Source organism: Isoptericola variabilis 225, assembly GCF_000215105.1.
In the GTDB taxonomy this organism is placed as follows: Bacteria; Actinomycetota; Actinomycetes; order Actinomycetales; family Cellulomonadaceae; genus Isoptericola; species Isoptericola variabilis_A.
In genome coordinates, this window is sequence record NC_015588.1 from 2,309,951 (window position 1) to 2,323,700 (window position 13,750).

Annotated in this window: 16 protein-coding genes; 9 read left to right on the top strand and 7 right to left on the bottom strand. The window is 74.6% G+C overall.

Annotated elements, in window-relative coordinates:
• Window positions 1-8: 8 nt before the first annotated feature.
• Both ISOVA_RS10800 and ISOVA_RS10805 read right to left on the bottom strand, forming a co-directional pair.
• Entirely contained in the window at window positions 9-794 is a 786-nt protein-coding gene (locus ISOVA_RS10800) for a fumarylacetoacetate hydrolase family protein (RefSeq protein ID WP_013839261.1), read from the bottom strand.
• A gap of 16 nt (window positions 795-810) precedes the next feature.
• Window positions 811-1,725 carry a methyltransferase domain-containing protein gene (locus ISOVA_RS10805; RefSeq protein ID WP_013839262.1) on the bottom strand — a complete coding sequence of 305 codons (915 nt, stop codon included), beginning with the start codon at window positions 1,723-1,725 and terminating at the stop codon, window positions 811-813.
• A 75-nt stretch (window positions 1,726-1,800) separates the two neighbouring features.
• Between ISOVA_RS10805 and ISOVA_RS10810 the strand changes: the two genes are divergently transcribed.
• A complete protein-coding gene (locus ISOVA_RS10810) occupies window positions 1,801-3,018 on the top strand; it encodes a heparan-alpha-glucosaminide N-acetyltransferase domain-containing protein (RefSeq protein ID WP_013839263.1) in 1,218 nt (405 codons plus the stop codon).
• A 9-nt stretch (window positions 3,019-3,027) separates the two neighbouring features.
• Here the strand turns inward: ISOVA_RS10810 and ISOVA_RS10815 are convergent, their stop codons facing one another.
• Window positions 3,028-3,885 carry a PhzF family phenazine biosynthesis protein gene (locus ISOVA_RS10815; protein ID WP_013839264.1) on the bottom strand — a complete coding sequence of 286 codons (858 nt, stop codon included), beginning with the start codon at window positions 3,883-3,885 and terminating at the stop codon, window positions 3,028-3,030.
• 38 nt (window positions 3,886-3,923) lie between these two features.
• Here ISOVA_RS10815 and ISOVA_RS10820 point away from each other — a divergent pair, with 38 nt between their 5' ends.
• Complete coding sequence (locus tag ISOVA_RS10820; protein WP_013839265.1) at window positions 3,924-4,904, top strand: aldo/keto reductase; 981 nt, start codon at window positions 3,924-3,926, stop codon at window positions 4,902-4,904.
• Between the two features lie 24 nt (window positions 4,905-4,928).
• On the opposite strand, the gene ISOVA_RS17295 is transcribed toward ISOVA_RS10820, so the two are convergent.
• On the bottom strand, window positions 4,929-5,105 hold the full coding sequence (locus tag ISOVA_RS17295; RefSeq protein WP_233275881.1) for a hypothetical protein: 177 nt from the start codon (window positions 5,103-5,105) through the stop codon (window positions 4,929-4,931).
• A gap of 154 nt (window positions 5,106-5,259) precedes the next feature.
• Between ISOVA_RS17295 and ISOVA_RS17675 the strand changes: the two genes are divergently transcribed.
• The 3 genes from ISOVA_RS17675 to ISOVA_RS10830 are packed head-to-tail and all read left to right on the top strand — an operon-like array spanning window position 5,260 to window position 6,862.
• Window positions 5,260-5,346 (top strand): homocysteine S-methyltransferase family protein, encoded by an 87-nt coding sequence (locus ISOVA_RS17675; protein WP_391540508.1) that lies wholly within the window; start codon window positions 5,260-5,262, stop codon window positions 5,344-5,346.
• Window positions 5,347-5,367: 21 nt separating this feature from the next.
• Window positions 5,368-6,312: a 3-methyladenine DNA glycosylase gene (locus tag ISOVA_RS10825; RefSeq protein ID WP_391540507.1), complete on the top strand. Its 945-nt coding sequence runs from the start codon at window positions 5,368-5,370 to the stop codon at window positions 6,310-6,312.
• A 25-nt stretch (window positions 6,313-6,337) separates the two neighbouring features.
• On the top strand, window positions 6,338-6,862 hold the full coding sequence (locus ISOVA_RS10830) for a putative immunity protein (protein WP_013839267.1): 525 nt from the start codon (window positions 6,338-6,340) through the stop codon (window positions 6,860-6,862).
• A 10-nt stretch (window positions 6,863-6,872) separates the two neighbouring features.
• Here the strand turns inward: ISOVA_RS10830 and ISOVA_RS10835 are convergent, their stop codons facing one another.
• Window positions 6,873-7,412, bottom strand: a complete 540-nt coding sequence (locus ISOVA_RS10835; RefSeq protein ID WP_013839268.1) for a CGNR zinc finger domain-containing protein — start codon at window positions 7,410-7,412, stop codon at window positions 6,873-6,875.
• A gap of 39 nt (window positions 7,413-7,451) precedes the next feature.
• On the opposite strand from ISOVA_RS10835, the gene ISOVA_RS10840 reads away from it, so the two are divergent.
• From ISOVA_RS10840 to ISOVA_RS10850, 3 genes are all read left to right on the top strand, one after another.
• On the top strand, window positions 7,452-8,432 hold the full coding sequence (locus ISOVA_RS10840; RefSeq protein WP_013839269.1) for an EamA family transporter: 981 nt from the start codon (window positions 7,452-7,454) through the stop codon (window positions 8,430-8,432).
• 123 nt (window positions 8,433-8,555) lie between these two features.
• A complete protein-coding gene (locus tag ISOVA_RS10845) occupies window positions 8,556-11,306 on the top strand; it encodes a DEAD/DEAH box helicase (protein ID WP_013839271.1) in 2,751 nt (916 codons plus the stop codon).
• Window positions 11,307-11,417: 111 nt separating this feature from the next.
• Window positions 11,418-11,969, top strand: a complete 552-nt coding sequence (locus ISOVA_RS10850; protein WP_013839272.1) for a hypothetical protein — start codon at window positions 11,418-11,420, stop codon at window positions 11,967-11,969.
• 18 nt (window positions 11,970-11,987) lie between these two features.
• Here the strand turns inward: ISOVA_RS10850 and ISOVA_RS10855 are convergent, their stop codons facing one another.
• Window positions 11,988-12,740 carry a sulfite exporter TauE/SafE family protein gene (locus tag ISOVA_RS10855; RefSeq protein WP_013839273.1) on the bottom strand — a complete coding sequence of 251 codons (753 nt, stop codon included), beginning with the start codon at window positions 12,738-12,740 and terminating at the stop codon, window positions 11,988-11,990.
• 77 nt (window positions 12,741-12,817) lie between these two features.
• On the opposite strand from ISOVA_RS10855, the gene ybaK reads away from it, so the two are divergent.
• Window positions 12,818-13,318, top strand: a complete 501-nt coding sequence (gene ybaK / locus ISOVA_RS10860; protein ID WP_013839274.1) for a Cys-tRNA(Pro) deacylase — start codon at window positions 12,818-12,820, stop codon at window positions 13,316-13,318.
• A 10-nt stretch (window positions 13,319-13,328) separates the two neighbouring features.
• Here the strand turns inward: ybaK and ISOVA_RS10865 are convergent, their stop codons facing one another.
• On the bottom strand, window positions 13,329-13,733 hold the full coding sequence (locus ISOVA_RS10865; RefSeq protein ID WP_013839275.1) for a YccF domain-containing protein: 405 nt from the start codon (window positions 13,731-13,733) through the stop codon (window positions 13,329-13,331).
• Window positions 13,734-13,750 lie beyond the last annotated feature (17 nt).

Here is a 13,750-nt window from a genome sequence, read left to right on the forward strand (position 1 = left end):
GACCGCCGTCAGACGGAGCGGCGGACCACCGGGTTGGCCAGCACGCCGATGCCCTCGACCTCGCACTCGACGCGGTCGCCGTGGTCGACGCGCCCGACGCCGGCGGGCGTGCCCGTGAGGATGACGTCGCCCGGCAGCAGGGTCATCGCCTCGGAGACGAACGAGACGATGAACGGCACGTCGAAGATCATCTCGGCCGTGCGGCCGTCCTGCCTCGGCTCGCCGTTGACGCGCGACCGCACCGCCACGTCCTCCGGGTCGAGGTCGGTGTCGATCCACGGGCCGAGCGGGCAGGACGAGTCGAAGCCCTTGGCGCGTCCCCACTGGCCGTCCGTGCGCTGGGCGTCGCGCGCGGTGACGTCGTTCGCGACCGTGTAGCCGAGCACGTAGTTCTTCGCGTTCTCGGGCGTGACGTCCTTGCAGACCTTGGAGATCACGACGGCGAGCTCGGCCTCGTAGCTGACCTCCTGCGTCCAGTCGGGCAGCACGATCGGGTCGTCCGGCCCCACGACGGCAGTGTTCGGCTTGAGGAACAGCATCGGCGACGTCGGCGCCTCGCTGCCCATCTCGCGCACGTGGTCCATGTAGTTGCGGCCCACGGCCACGACCTTGGAGCGCGGGATCACGGGCGACAGCAGCCGCACGCCGTCGCCCAGCTCGATCCGCTCGCCGGTCGGCATCGCCGGCATGTACAGCGGGTCGCCGCCGAGCACGGCCAGGTACGTGGTGTCGCCCTCCTGCTGGACGAGGGCGAAGCGGGGGTCGTCTCCGGTGGTGAATCTCGCGATGCGCACGAGGTCAGGTTACGCGTCAGGCCCGCGCGAGGACCTCGCCGTGCAGGATCGCGAACCAGCCGTCGGGGGCCTGCGCCCACGCGAGCCAGTCCTGCGCGAGCTGCTCGAGCGCGACGTCGTCGGCCAGGCCCGACTCCTGGGCCTGGACGGCGAAGTTCGACTCGACGCAGCGCTCGGCCCACACCTGGCCCCACCACTGCCGGTCGGTCGGGGTCGCGTAGCACCACGACGACGCCGACGGCACCATGTGCGCGACGTCGAACCCTGCCGACTGCACCCACGAGAACAGGCGGCGCCCGGCGTCGGGCTCGAACCCGTACGCGTGCGTGACCTCGTGGTACAGCGTGTTCCACTCGGTCAGGCCCGGGGACTCGGGGTACCAGGCCATCGCCGCGTAGTCGGCGTCGCGCACCGCGACGAGGCCGCCCGGCTTGGCGACGCGCTTCATCTCGCGCAGCGCCGCCACGGGGTCGGACAGGTGCTGCAGCAGCTGGTGCGCGTACACGACGTCGAACGTGCCGTCGTCGAACGGCAGCTCGTAGGCGTTCGCCTGCTCGAACCGCACGTTCCCGTACCCGAGCGCCGCGGCGTGCTCGCGCGCGGCGTCGAGCACGGTCGACGACGCGTCGACGCCCACGACCTCGCCGCCCGCGAGGATGCGGGCGAGGTCGGCGGTGACCGTGCCGGGGCCGCAGCCGACGTCGAGGAGGGACATGTCGTCGCGCAGGTGCGGCAGGAGGAATCCGGCCGAGTTCTGGGCGGTGCGGGCGCGGTGCGCGCGCAGCACGGACTCGTGGTGGCCGTGCGTGTAGGACTCCGACTCCTTGCTCGGCACGGTGTGGTGCGTGCTCGGAGCTTCGATGGCGTCGGTCAGGTCGGCGCCGGCCGGGTCGGCCACGGTGCCGTCGGGCTCGTTGCGCAGGTCGCTCATGCCTTCACCGTAGTGATCCCGGCGCTCCGCCACCGCCTGCTTCTCAGTGTGCGGACCTGCTGCGATCATCGGCGCATGCGGACGGACGCCGGGTCAGCCCCGGAGCCAGGCACGACGACGGTGGGCCGGCTCCGGCGCGGCGGGGCCCGGCTGCTGGGCGGGCCCGGCCGCGTCACCGGCGTCGACGTCGCGCGCGGGATCGCGGTGCTCGGGATGTTCACGGCGCACGTCGGCGTGACGGACTCCGACCTCGGGTCGATCACCGGGTGGCTGTCGATCGCGCACGGGCGCTCCTCGATCCTCTTCGCGCTCGTGGCGGGCGTGTCGCTCGCCCTGGTCACCGGGCGCGAGCGGCCGCTCGCCGGTGACGCGCTGGGTCGGGCTCGGGCCCGGCTGCTCGTGCGGGCGGTGCTGCTGCTCGCCCTCGTGGCGCTGCTCGACCTGCTGGGCACGCGCGTGCTGCTCATCCTCGGCTTCTACGCGGCCTACTTCGTGCTCGCGCTGCCCTTCCTGCGGTGGCCGCGACGCCGGCTGCTCGCCGCTGCGGCGGTGTTCGCGCTCGTCGGGCCGCCGATCGTGCTGTGGCTCCCGGCCGTGCTGGCACGGGCCGGCCTGCGGCTCCCCCGCGACGGGTCCGGCGCGGTGACGGACTTCCTCGTGACGGGCGCCTACCCCGCGGCCGTCTGGATGGCGTACGTGCTGGTCGGCATGGCGATCGGGCGCAGCGACCTGAGCTCGTACGCCCTGCGCTCCGGCATGGTCGTCGGCGGGCTGTGCGCGGCCGCGGTCAGCGAGATCGTCTCGGAGCGGCTCGTCGCCGACGCGGGCGGGCGGCAGGCGATCGAGGACCAGGTCGAGGCGGCGAGCGAGCCGTTCGCCGGGCTGGCCGACCCGTGGTCGGCGCCGTGGCCCACCGCCGACCACCTGGTCCTCGCGGGCCCTCATCACGACACGACGTTCGAGGTCGTGGGCTCCGGAGGGTTCGCCGTCGCGGTGCTCGGGCTGTGCCTCTACGCCGGCACGGTCGGGTCACGCGTCCTGGCGCCGCTCGCCGCCGTCGGGGCCATGGCGCTGACGGTGTACTCGCTGCAGATCGTCGCGATCTGGCACTGGGACCTGCTCGGGTCGGAGACGAACCGCCCGCTCGCCGTGATGGTGGTCGTCACGCTCGTCGCCGCGACGGCGTGGCGGTTCCTCGTCGGCCGTGGACCGCTCGAGCGGCTGTTCGGGCTCGTCGCCGCCCGCACGGCCCCCGCCCCGCCCGCCGAGGAAGAACCGAACCCGGCGAGGTAGAGCGCCGTCCTACCCCGCGAGGGCGACGGTGCCGGTGATGGTCGTGACGGTGTCGCCCCCGACCCACACGGTCCCGTCGGTCGCGAGGTGCACGTGCACGCGGCCGCGGCGCCCGAGCGCGGTGCCCTGCGACACCACGTACGACGCCGGGAGCGCCCGCCCGGCGAGCCACTGGCCGATGCCGGCGTTGAGCGAGCCCGTCACCGGGTCCTCCGGCGCACCGATCTCGGGGATGAACGCCCGCACCTCGACGGCGGCGTCCGACTCGCCCCTCGCGTACGGGCCGACGACGCCGATGCGCAGGTCGCCGAACGCGCCGAAGTCCGGCCGCAGGGCGAGGACCGCGGCGGCGTCGGCGAGCCGGACCGCAACCCAGCCCGGGCCGTTGTCGACCCATGCGGCGTCCACGACGTCGGACACCCGGAGGCGCAGCGCCCGCGCGATCCGCGCCAGGTCCTCCGTGCCGACCGGCCCGGACCGCACCAGGGGCGGCGCGGCGAACGCGAGGCGGGCACCGCCGTCGGGCAGCTCCTGACGCCGGACGGTCACGAGCCCGGCCGCGCACTCCTGCACGACGTCGTCCCCCGCGGGCCGGCCGCCCGCCTCGAGCCAGGCGTGGGCGCTGCCGAGCGTGGGGTGGCCCGCGAACGGCAGCTCGCCGCCCGGCGTCCAGATCCGCAGCCGGTAGTCGGCACCGGGCGCCGTCGGCTCGAGGAGGAAGGTGGTCTCGGAGAGGTTGGTCCATCGGGCGAAGGCCGCCATCTGCGCGTCGTCGAGCCCGTCGGCGTCGTGCACGACGGCGACGGGGTTGCCCGCGAGCGGCCCGGAGGCGAAGACGTCGACCTGGCGGAAGGGAAGCGTGGCCACGCCGCCACCGTACCGACCCGGCCCGTAAGGTCGGGGTCATGACCTCCCACGACGTCGCCTCGCCTCCGCTGCGCCGCCTCGGCCGCTCCGGCCTCGCCGTGTCCGCCGTCGGGCTCGGCTGCAACAACCTCGGCCGGCCCGGCACGGCGAGCGAGACGCAGGAGGGGGCGAACGCCGTCGTGCACGCCGCGATCGACGCGGGCGTGACCTTCTTCGACACCGCCGACCGGTACGGCGCACGCCCCGGCCTGAGCGAGGAGCTGCTCGGTGCGGCGCTGAGGGGTCGGCGCGACGACGTGGTGGTCGCGACCAAGTTCGGCCTCGACATGAACGGCGCGAACGGCGCCGACTTCGGCGCTCGCGGGTCCCGCCGGTACGTCGTCCGGGCGTGCGAGGCGTCGCTGCGACGCCTGCAGACCGACTGGATCGACCTCTACCAGCTGCACACGCCCGACCCTGCGACGCCGATCGAGGAGACGCTCGCCGCCCTGGACGACCTGGTCCGCGCGGGCAAGGTCCGGTACGTCGGTCACTCGAACCTCCGCGGCTGGCAGGTCGCCGACGCCGAGCACGCCGCCCGCGCCCTGGGCACGGGCACGCGGTTCGTCTCGGCCCAGAACCACTACAACCTGCTCGAGCGCGGCATCGAGCGCGAGGTGCTGCCCGCGGCCGAGGCGTACGGGATCGGCGTGCTGCCCTACTTCCCGCTCGCCAACGGTCTCCTCACCGGCAAGTACGCGGGCGGCGCACGGCCCGAGGGCTCGCGGCTCGTGGACGCCAAGCCGCACCTGCTCGAGTCCGCGCCGTGGGAGGCGCTCGACCGGTTGCGCGCGTTCTGCGAGGTGCGCGGCATCGAGGAGGTCGACGTCGCGTTCTCGTGGCTGCTGACCCGCCCCCAGGTCGCGAGCGTCATCGCCGGCGCGACGGCGCCCGAGCAGGTCCGGCGCAACGCCCGCGCGTGGTCGTGGCGGGCGACGGACTCCGACCTCGCCGAGCTCGAGGAGATCTTCCCGGCCTGACGGCGGGAGCGCGCCGACGCCCGCTCACGGCCGGTAGCTGCAGAACGTCCCCGTCGTCACCGACGTGCGCAGGTGCTCGCCGAGCTCGGGGTGGTGCTCGCCGATCCGCCGGATCGCGGCGCGGATCCGCTGCGTCACGGCGGACCGCGCGCGGTCGCCGAGGCCCTCGGCCTCGTCGATCTCGGCCTGCAGGTCGCGCACGCGCTGCTCGTACCGGCGCCGCGACGAGAGCCGCGAGGTCCGCGAGGCCCTTCGCGTCGGCGAGCCGCACCGTCCGCCCCGCGTACTCGAGCCGCCACACCTCACCCTCGCCGACGAGTACGCGCGGCTGCGGCAGCTGCTGCCCGACCTGCGCGTGGTGGGCGGGTGCTGCGGCACCGACCACGCGCACGTGGCCGCGATCGCCGACCGGCTCGTCCCGGCCGGCGCGGTCGAGGGCTGAGCCGGCTCGTACCCTGGTGCGGTGACCTCCCCCGCTCTCGCACCGACGGCACCCGGCCGCGCGCCGGGTGCCGTCGTCGTGCCCGCTCCCGAGCGGGACGCGCGTGCGCGGGCGCACGCCGAACGGGCCGACGGGCTCACCGCCGTCTGGCGCGCGGCCCACGAGCGCGGCGAGGCGCACGCGATCGAGGACTTCCTCTTCACGTACTACCCGACGCGGCCCGGCCAGCTCCGGCGCTGGCACCCGGGCCCGGGCGTCGTGCTCGAGGCCGCGCCCGACGACGAGCGGCTCGGGTGGCGCTGGTACCGCGAGGTCGCGCTGCCCGACGGCGGCGCCGGCGTGACGCTCGACGCGGCGGCGTTCCTCGCCGAGCGCGGGGACGCCGTGCGGTACGTGCGGGCGCTGGTCGGCGCGACGGCGGCCCGGCCCGGCACGTTCGGCTGCTTCGGCCTGCACGAGTGGGCCATGGTCTACCGCGACGCCGAGCGCGGCCGCGACCACCGGCACCCGCTGCCGCTGCGCCTCGGGCACGACGGGACGGACGCGGTCGTCGAGGGCCACCGCATCACGTGCTCGCACTTCGACGCGTTCCGGTTCTTCACGCCCGAGGCGCGCGACCGCAACCAGCTGCGACCGTCGCGCGAGCGGCAGCCGGCGATGGAGCAGCCCGGCTGCCTGCACGCCAACATGGACCTCTACAAGTGGGCCATGAAGCTCGGCCCGGCCGTGCCGGGCGAGCTGCTGCTCGACTGCTTCGAGCTCGCGCGCGACATCCGGTACACCGACATGGCCGCCTCGCCGTACGACGTGTCGGCCTACGGCGTCGAGGCCGTGGCGATCGAGACGCCCGAGGGCAAGGCCGAGTACGTGCGCCGGCAGCGCGGGTTCGCCGAGCGGGCGCAGGTGCTGCGGGCGCGGCTCGTCGCGGCCTGCGACACGCTGCTCGACGCGGCCGACGTCGCCTGACGGCCGCGGGTGGGAGCATCGACGCGTGCCGATCCTGCCTTCCGAGCGTGACCCCCGGCTGGTGACGATCCGCCGTGGTGGCACCCTGACCGACGAGCACCACCGCATGCTGGCCGAGTGGGCGGCCGTGTGCGCCGAGCGCGTGCTGCCCCTCTTCGAGAAGATCCGTCCCGACGACACGCGACCCCGCGACGCGATCGCGACCGGGCGCGCGTGGATCCGCGGCGAGGCGCGCATGCGCGAGGCGCACCAGGCGGCGTTCCCGGCGAACGCCGCCGGGAAGGGTCTTCCCGACCCGGCGCGGTTCGCGGCGCTCGCGGCGGGACAGGCCGCGCCCGTCGCGCACGTCGCGGCGCACGCGCTCGGCGCCGCCGCGTACGCGATCCGCGCGGCGGCCGCCGACGCCGCCGCTCGCGGCGAGGACCCGGAGGCCGCCCGCCGCGCAGAGCGTGACTGGCAGCGCGAGCGCATCCCCGAGGAGCTGCGCGAGCTCGTGCTCGACGACCAGCGGCGGCGCAGCGCGAACTGCTGGAACGTCTTCGACGACTGAGGCCCGCGGCTCAGGCGTGCGCGGCGCGGCGTGCGCGCAGCGCGGCCTGCGCGTTGCGGTTGGTGCACGCGGCGGAGCAGTAGCGCCGTGACCGGTTGCGCGAGAGGTCGAGCACGACGCCGCGGCAGTCGTCGTCGGCGCAGACGGCCAGGCGCGAGTGCTCGTCCTCGCGGATGACGTCGATCATCGCCATGGCCGTCTCCACGAGGATGCGGCGGGCGAGCGGCGCGTCGTCGGGCACCGCGTGGACGTGCCAGTCCTCCCCCGCGTGCCGGACGAGGCGGGGCACGGCGCCGGCCTCGGCGAGCAGCTCGTTGACGAGGAGCGCCGCGTCGTCGCGGTCGGCGAGCAGCAGCTCGCGCAGCCGCGGGGCCAGCGCGCGGACCTCGTCGAGCTCGGACTGCGTGCCGTCGTGGCGCCCGGTGTAGCCGAAGCGGCGGAAGAACGCGTCGAGGTCGGCGACCGTCTCGAGCGTGCGCGGCGGCTCCTCGGCGTTGACGAGCGCGACGGCGGCCCGGAGCGCCCCGACGGTGTCATGAGCGAAGAGCATGTTGACAGATTACCGCACACAGTCCTAGCGTCATGAGTCATGGCAACGGTGACGCATGACACCCCCGGCGTGCGGGGGTCGGCGCTGGGCGTGGGCCTCGGGCTCGCGCTCGTCTCGGCGGTGAGCTTCAGCCTCTCGGGGCCGCTCGCGGCCGGCCTGCTGCAGACGGGCTGGAGCCCGGGCGCGATCGTGCTCGTCCGGGTGGCGATCGGCGCGCTCGTCGTGCTGCCGTTCGGCATCATCTCGCTGCGCCGGGACTGGGCGCCCGTGCGCCGCAACGCCCGGCTCGTCGTCGCGTACGGCGTGCTCGGCGTCGCGGCGACCCAGTTCTGCTACTTCGCGGCCGTCCAGCACATGCAGGTCGGCCCGGCGCTGCTCATCGAGTACACCGCGCCGGCCGCGGTCGTCGGCTGGTTCTGGGCGCGGCACGGCCAGCGTCCCGGCCTGCTCACGCTCGGCGGCGTCGGCCTCGCGGCCGCCGGCCTCGTGCTCGTGCTCGACCTCACGGGCGCCCGGCTCGACCCCGTCGGCGTCGCGTGGGCGCTCGGCGCCATGGTCGGGGTCTCGGCGTACTTCGTCATCAATGCCCGCACCGACACCGGTCTGCCGCCGCTCGCGCTCGCCGCGGGCGGCCTCACCGTCGGCACCGTGGTGCTCGGGCTCCTCGCGGCGACGGGGCTCATGCCCGTCACGACGTCGCCCGCCCCGGCCGTGCTGGCGGGCGCGCAGGTGCCGTGGTGGCTGGTCCTCGTGGTCCTCGGCCTCGTCACCGCGGGCATCTCCTACGTCACGGGCGTCGCCGCGGGCCGCCGCCTCGGTGCGCGGCCGTCGTCGTTCGTCGGGCTGTCCGAGGTGGTCAGCGCCGTCGTGCTCGCCTGGCTCCTGCTCGGCCAGCTCCCCCGCCCGGTCCAGCTGGTCGGCGGCGTGCTCGTGCTGGCCGGCGTCGTCGCGGTCCAGCAGGGCGAGTCGGTGACCGCACGACGGACCGCCGCGCGGGCCCGTGCCACGATGCAGGCATGACTTCGACCCGCGAGCTCGCCGCCGCTCCGCAAGGACCCGTCGTCGTGCCCGACCCCGAGCGCATCGCGTACTACCGCCTGCTGTGGGACCTCGGCTGAGCCCGGCTGACACAATGGCCGGACGATGACGACCACCGCGACGACCACGACCCCCGCCTCCACGACCCCCCGCCCCGCCGGCACGCTCCTGCCCTACCTGCCCGCCCCGACGGGCAAGGCCCCGGACCCGGACGCGCTGTTCGAGGGCTTCGGCGAGTGGGCGTCGTCGACGGGCCGCGACCTGTACCCGCACCAGCAGGAGGCGCTGCTCGAGCTCGTCACCGGCTCGCACGTCATCCTCGCGACGCCGACGGGCTCCGGGAAGTCGATGGTCGCGATGGGCGCGCAGTTCGCCGCGCTCGCCGCCCGCCGCTCGGGCATGGGCGGGCGCACCTATTACACCGCGCCGCTCAAGGCCCTGGTGAGCGAGAAGTTCTTCGACCTCGTGGCGGCCTTCGGGTCGCGCAACGTCGGCATGATGACGGGCGACTCGGCGGTCAACCCGGACGCCCCCATCATCTGCTGCACCGCGGAGATCCTCGCCAACCTCGCGCTGCGCCGCGGCGGCGGGACGCCCGACGACGAGGACCGCATCGCCCAGGTCGTCATGGACGAGTTCCACTTCTACGGCGACCCGCAGCGCGGCTGGGCCTGGCAGGTGCCGCTGCTCGAGCTGCCCGACACCCAGTTCCTGCTCATGTCCGCCACCCTCGGGGACACGACGCGCCTGCGCGAGGACCTCGAGGAGCGCTCGGGCCGGCCGGTCGCCGAGGTCACGGGCGCCGAACGGCCCGTCCCGCTGACGTTCTCCTACGTGGTCGAGCCGCTCGGCGAGGTCATCGAGGAGCTCGTCACCACGCACCGCGCCCCCGTCTACGTCGTGCACTTCACGCAGAAGGACGCGGTCGAGCGGGCGCAGGCGCTGCTGTCGACGAACCTCGCGTCCAAGGACGAGAAGGCCGCGATCGCGGCCGAGATCGGCGCGTTCCGGTTCGGCACGGGCTTTGGGAAGACGCTGAGCAAGTTCCTGCGCGCGGGCATCGGCGTGCACCACGCAGGCATGCTGCCCAAGTACCGCCGCCTCGTGGAGCGCCTCACGCAGCGCGGGCTGCTCAAGGTCGTGTGCGGCACCGACACGCTCGGCGTCGGCATCAACGTGCCGATCCGCACCGTGCTCATGACGTCGCTCGTGAAGTTCGACGGCGAGCGCATGCGCCACCTCACCGCGCGCGAGTTCCACCAGATCGCCGGACGCGCGGGACGTGCCGGGTTCGACACCGTCGGCGAGGTGCTCGTCATGGCGCCCGAGCACGTGATCGAGAACCGCAAGGCGCTCGCCAAGGCCGGCGACGACCCGAAGAAGCTCAAGAAGATCGTCCGCAAGAAGGCGCCCGCCGGTGCGGTCAACTGGACCGACTCGACGTTCGAGCGCCTGCGCGACGCCGCGCCCGAGCCGCTCACGAGCCAGTTCCGCGTCAACCACGCGATGGTCCTCAACGTGCTCGCCCGCACGCGCGAGACCCGCGCCGGCGACGGCGCCGTGGGCACCGTCGACCCGATCGACGCCATGCGGCACCTGCTCACGGCCAACCACGACAGCGAGGCCCAGCAGGCCGGGCACGTCCGGCAGGCCTTCCGCATCTACCGCTCGCTGCGCACGGCCGGCGTCGTGGAGAAGGTCCGCGTGCCGGACCCGTCGCGGCCGGCCGGGTACAGGCCCAGCGTGCGACTCGTCGTCGACCTGCCGCGCGACTTCGCGCTCAACGCTCCCCTGTCGCCGTTCGCGCTCGCGGCCATGGACCTGCTCGACGTGGAGTCCCCGACGCACGCGCTCGACGTCGTCTCGGTCATCGAGGCGACGCTCGACGACCCGCGCCAGATCCTCTACGCGCAGCAGAACAAGGCCCGCGGCGAGGCCGTCGCGGCGATGAAGGCCGAGGGCCTGGAGTACGAGGAGCGCATGGAGGCGCTCGAGGACGTCACGTGGCCGCGGCCGCTCGCCGACCTGCTCGAGCCCGCGTTCGCGATGTACAAGCGGTCCAACCCGTGGGTCGCCGACGCCGAGCTCTCCCCCAAGTCGGTCGTGCGGGACATGCTCGAGCAGGCCATGACGTTCGCCGAGCTCGTGAGCGTCTACGGCCTCGAGCGCACCGAGGGCGTCGTGCTGCGCTACCTCGCCGACGCCTACCGCGCGCTGCGCCAGGTCGTGCCGGAGGAGCACCGCACCGAGGAGGTGCACGAGGTCGTCGAGTGGCTCGGCGAGCTCGTGCGCGGCGTCGACTCGTCGCTGCTCGACGAGTGGGAGCGTCTGCAGAACCCGGTCGACGATGACGCGGACGGCGTCGTCGACGGCGAGCTGGCGGAGGCGGGTGCCGAGGCGCCCGCACGGCCCGTCACCGGCAACCCGCGGGCGTTCCGGCGCCTCGTGCGCAACGCGATGTTCCGCCGCGTCGAGCTCGCCGCGCGGGAGGACTACGACGCGCTCGGCGCGCTCGACGGCGCCTCCGGGTGGGACGGCGACGCGTGGGCCGAGGCTCTCGACGAGCTGTTCGAGGCCCAGGGCGACGACGCGATCGGCATCGGCCCGGCCGCGCGGTCGTCCGGCCTGCTGACGATCCTCGAGCCGGGTGCCGAGCTCCCGTCCGGTGCGACGACGTCGGGCGCCGACGGCGAGCACCACACGACGGTGCAGCCCGGCACGTGGTGGGTGCGGCAGGTGCTCGACGACGCCGACGGCGACCACGACCGGGCGATCACGGCGCTCGTCGACCTGCCTGCCAGCGACGAGGCGGGCACGGTCGTGCTCACGGTCGTCCACGTGGGTCGTTTCGCGTAGGACCTCCCGGGATGTCCGGCCAGGACGTCGCGAGATCTTGCGGGTGACGTCCGGCCGCCGTCCAATCGGCACGAGGGAGCATTCCCGACAGCGACCAGCCAGGAGCGTGCCATGGACAGCCAGACCACCACGTGGATCGTCGTCGCGATCGTCGTCCTGATCCTCGTCGCGCTGCTCGTGTGGTTCCTCGCGCGCCGGTCGAGCGCGGCCCACCAGAAGCGGGTCGACGCGCAGCGCGAGGAGGCCGCGGAGCTGCGGCGCAAGGCCGAGCGCGAGCGCATCGAGGTGCAGGAGCGCGAGGCGTCCGCCGCCAAGCTCGACGCCGAGGCGCGCATGGCTCAGGCCGAGGCGGACCGCAAGGCCGCGGAGGCGGCGCGGCTCCAGCAGGAGGCGCAGGACCGCAACGCGAAGGCCGGCGAGGGCCGCGAGCACGTCGAGGAGCGCCTGCGCCGGGCCGACGTGCTCGACCCCGACCGCGGGTCGTCGACGGGCGCGGGCGCCGGCGCGACCGGGACCGTCCACGTGCGCGACGACCGTGCCGACCGGCCGGCGGACGCGCAGGAGGACGTCCGCCGCGACGAGCACGGTGACGACGTGCACGGCGGCGACGTGCACGGGACGCACCGCGGCGAGCCGGGCGAGCCGGGCCGGCACCGCGCCTGACCCCTCGCCGGAGCTCGGCTACAGGTGGGCGAGGCCCTGGCCGAGCGTGGCGAACCCGCCCACGTAGGCCAGGACGATGAGCCCGCGCCGCATCGCCGCGGCCGACACCCGCGGGGCGAGCACGTCGCCGACCACCAGGCCGGCGACGATGGACCCGAGGACCGTGGCCCACTCCCAGCCGCTGAACGGCGGGAACGAGGCGTCGGTGAGCGAGAGCTTCGCGACGAGCGCCGCGAGGGCGTTGGTGGCGAAGAAGGGCTGCGCGGTCGCGGCGAAGCCGCGCGGGTCCCAGCCGCTGAGCACCGCGTAGACCGCGACGGGCGGGCCGCCGATGCCCGCCGCCACGCTGCCGAACCCGCTCGCCGTCCCCGTGACGGCGAGCGGCCAGCGCGCGTCGGGGCCCAGCGGGTGCACGCCCTCCTTGCGCAGGCGCGTCGTGACGACGGCCAGCGTCATGGCCGCCACGACCACCGCCCCGACCGTGACCTCGAGCGCGGCGGACGACGCGTCGCGCAGCAGGAGCGCGGCGGGGACGGTCACGGCGACCGACGTCGCCGCGAGCCACGCGTAGCGGCGCCACTCGACGAGGCGCACCACGCGCCCCAGGATGAGCACCGAAGCGATCGCGCCCGCGAGGTTGACGAACAGCACGCCCTCGAGCGGGCCGACGAGCAGCACGATGAACGGGCCCGCGACGAGGCCGAAGCCCATGCCCGACACGCGCTGGAGGATGCCGCCCACCAGGATCGCGAGGACGAGGAGGGCGAGCACGGGCTCCACCGTACGTGACCGGCGACCACCGGCCGTACTCCCGACGCACGCCACCGCCGTCGGGCACAATCGCCGACGTGGCGAAGAAGAAGGCGCACGCGTCGCACGGCACGCCGGCCGTCCTCGTGCTCGAGCGGGAGGGCGTGCCCCACACGCTGCACGCCTACGAGCACGACCCGTCGAGCGACCTGAGCTACGGGCTCGAGGCCGCCCGGGCGATCGGCGTCGACCCCGCGCAGGTGTTCAAGACGCTCCTCGCCGACGTCGACGGCGCGCTCGTCGTCGGGATCGTGCCCGTCGCGGGCACGCTCGACCTCAAGGCGCTCGCGCGCGCCGTCGCGGGCAAGCGGGCCGTGATGGCCGACCCCGCCGCGGCCCAGCGCGCGACCGGCTACGTCGTGGGCGGCATCTCTCCGCTCGGCCAGAGGACGCGGCACCCGACGGTGCTGGACTCCTCGGCCGAGGCGTTCGACGTCGTGTACGTCTCGGGCGGGCGGCGCGGGCTCGACGTCGGGATCGCGCCCGCGGACCTGCTGCGGCTCACGGACGGGCGGCTCGCACCGATCGGGCGGGGCTGAGCGCTCCTGCTCAGGCCGCCGGGCGGTACGTCGGGAAGCGTGCGTCGCTCGGCACGATCTCCTTGCCGAGCGGCAGCAGCGAGATCGGGATGAGCTTGAGGTTCGCGATGCCGAGCGGGATGCCGATGATCGACAGGAACTGCGGGATCGCCGTGAGCACGTGGCCGAGCGCCAGCCACCACCCCGCCACGACGAGCCACACGACGTTGCCCAGGACGGTCCACGCGCCGGTGCGCGGCTTGTCCACCACCGTGCGCCCGAACGGCCACAGCGCGTAGCCCGCGATGCGGAACGAGGCGATGCCCCAGGGGATCGTCACGACGAGCAGGCAGCAGAGGATGCCGGCCACGACGTAGCCGATCGCGAGCCAGAACCCGGACAGCACGAGCCAGATGACGTTGAGCAGGGCCTTCATCGCCCCATCGTGACACC

Coding starts and splice junctions, on each gene's coding strand:
- ISOVA_RS10845 (WP_013839271.1), top strand. CDS start 8,556: ATGACGACCACCGCGACGACCACGACCCCCGCCTCCACGACCCCCCGC.
- ISOVA_RS10810 (WP_013839263.1), top strand. CDS start 1,801: ATGCGGACGGACGCCGGGTCAGCCCCGGAGCCAGGCACGACGACGGTG.
- ISOVA_RS10820 (WP_013839265.1), top strand. CDS start 3,924: ATGACCTCCCACGACGTCGCCTCGCCTCCGCTGCGCCGCCTCGGCCGC.
- ISOVA_RS10805 (WP_013839262.1), bottom strand. CDS start 1,725: ATGAGCGACCTGCGCAACGAGCCCGACGGCACCGTGGCCGACCCGGCC.
- ISOVA_RS10840 (WP_013839269.1), top strand. CDS start 7,452: ATGGCAACGGTGACGCATGACACCCCCGGCGTGCGGGGGTCGGCGCTG.
- ISOVA_RS10850 (WP_013839272.1), top strand. CDS start 11,418: ATGGACAGCCAGACCACCACGTGGATCGTCGTCGCGATCGTCGTCCTG.
- ISOVA_RS10865 (WP_013839275.1), bottom strand. CDS start 13,733: ATGAAGGCCCTGCTCAACGTCATCTGGCTCGTGCTGTCCGGGTTCTGG.
- ISOVA_RS10835 (WP_013839268.1), bottom strand. CDS start 7,412: ATGCTCTTCGCTCATGACACCGTCGGGGCGCTCCGGGCCGCCGTCGCG.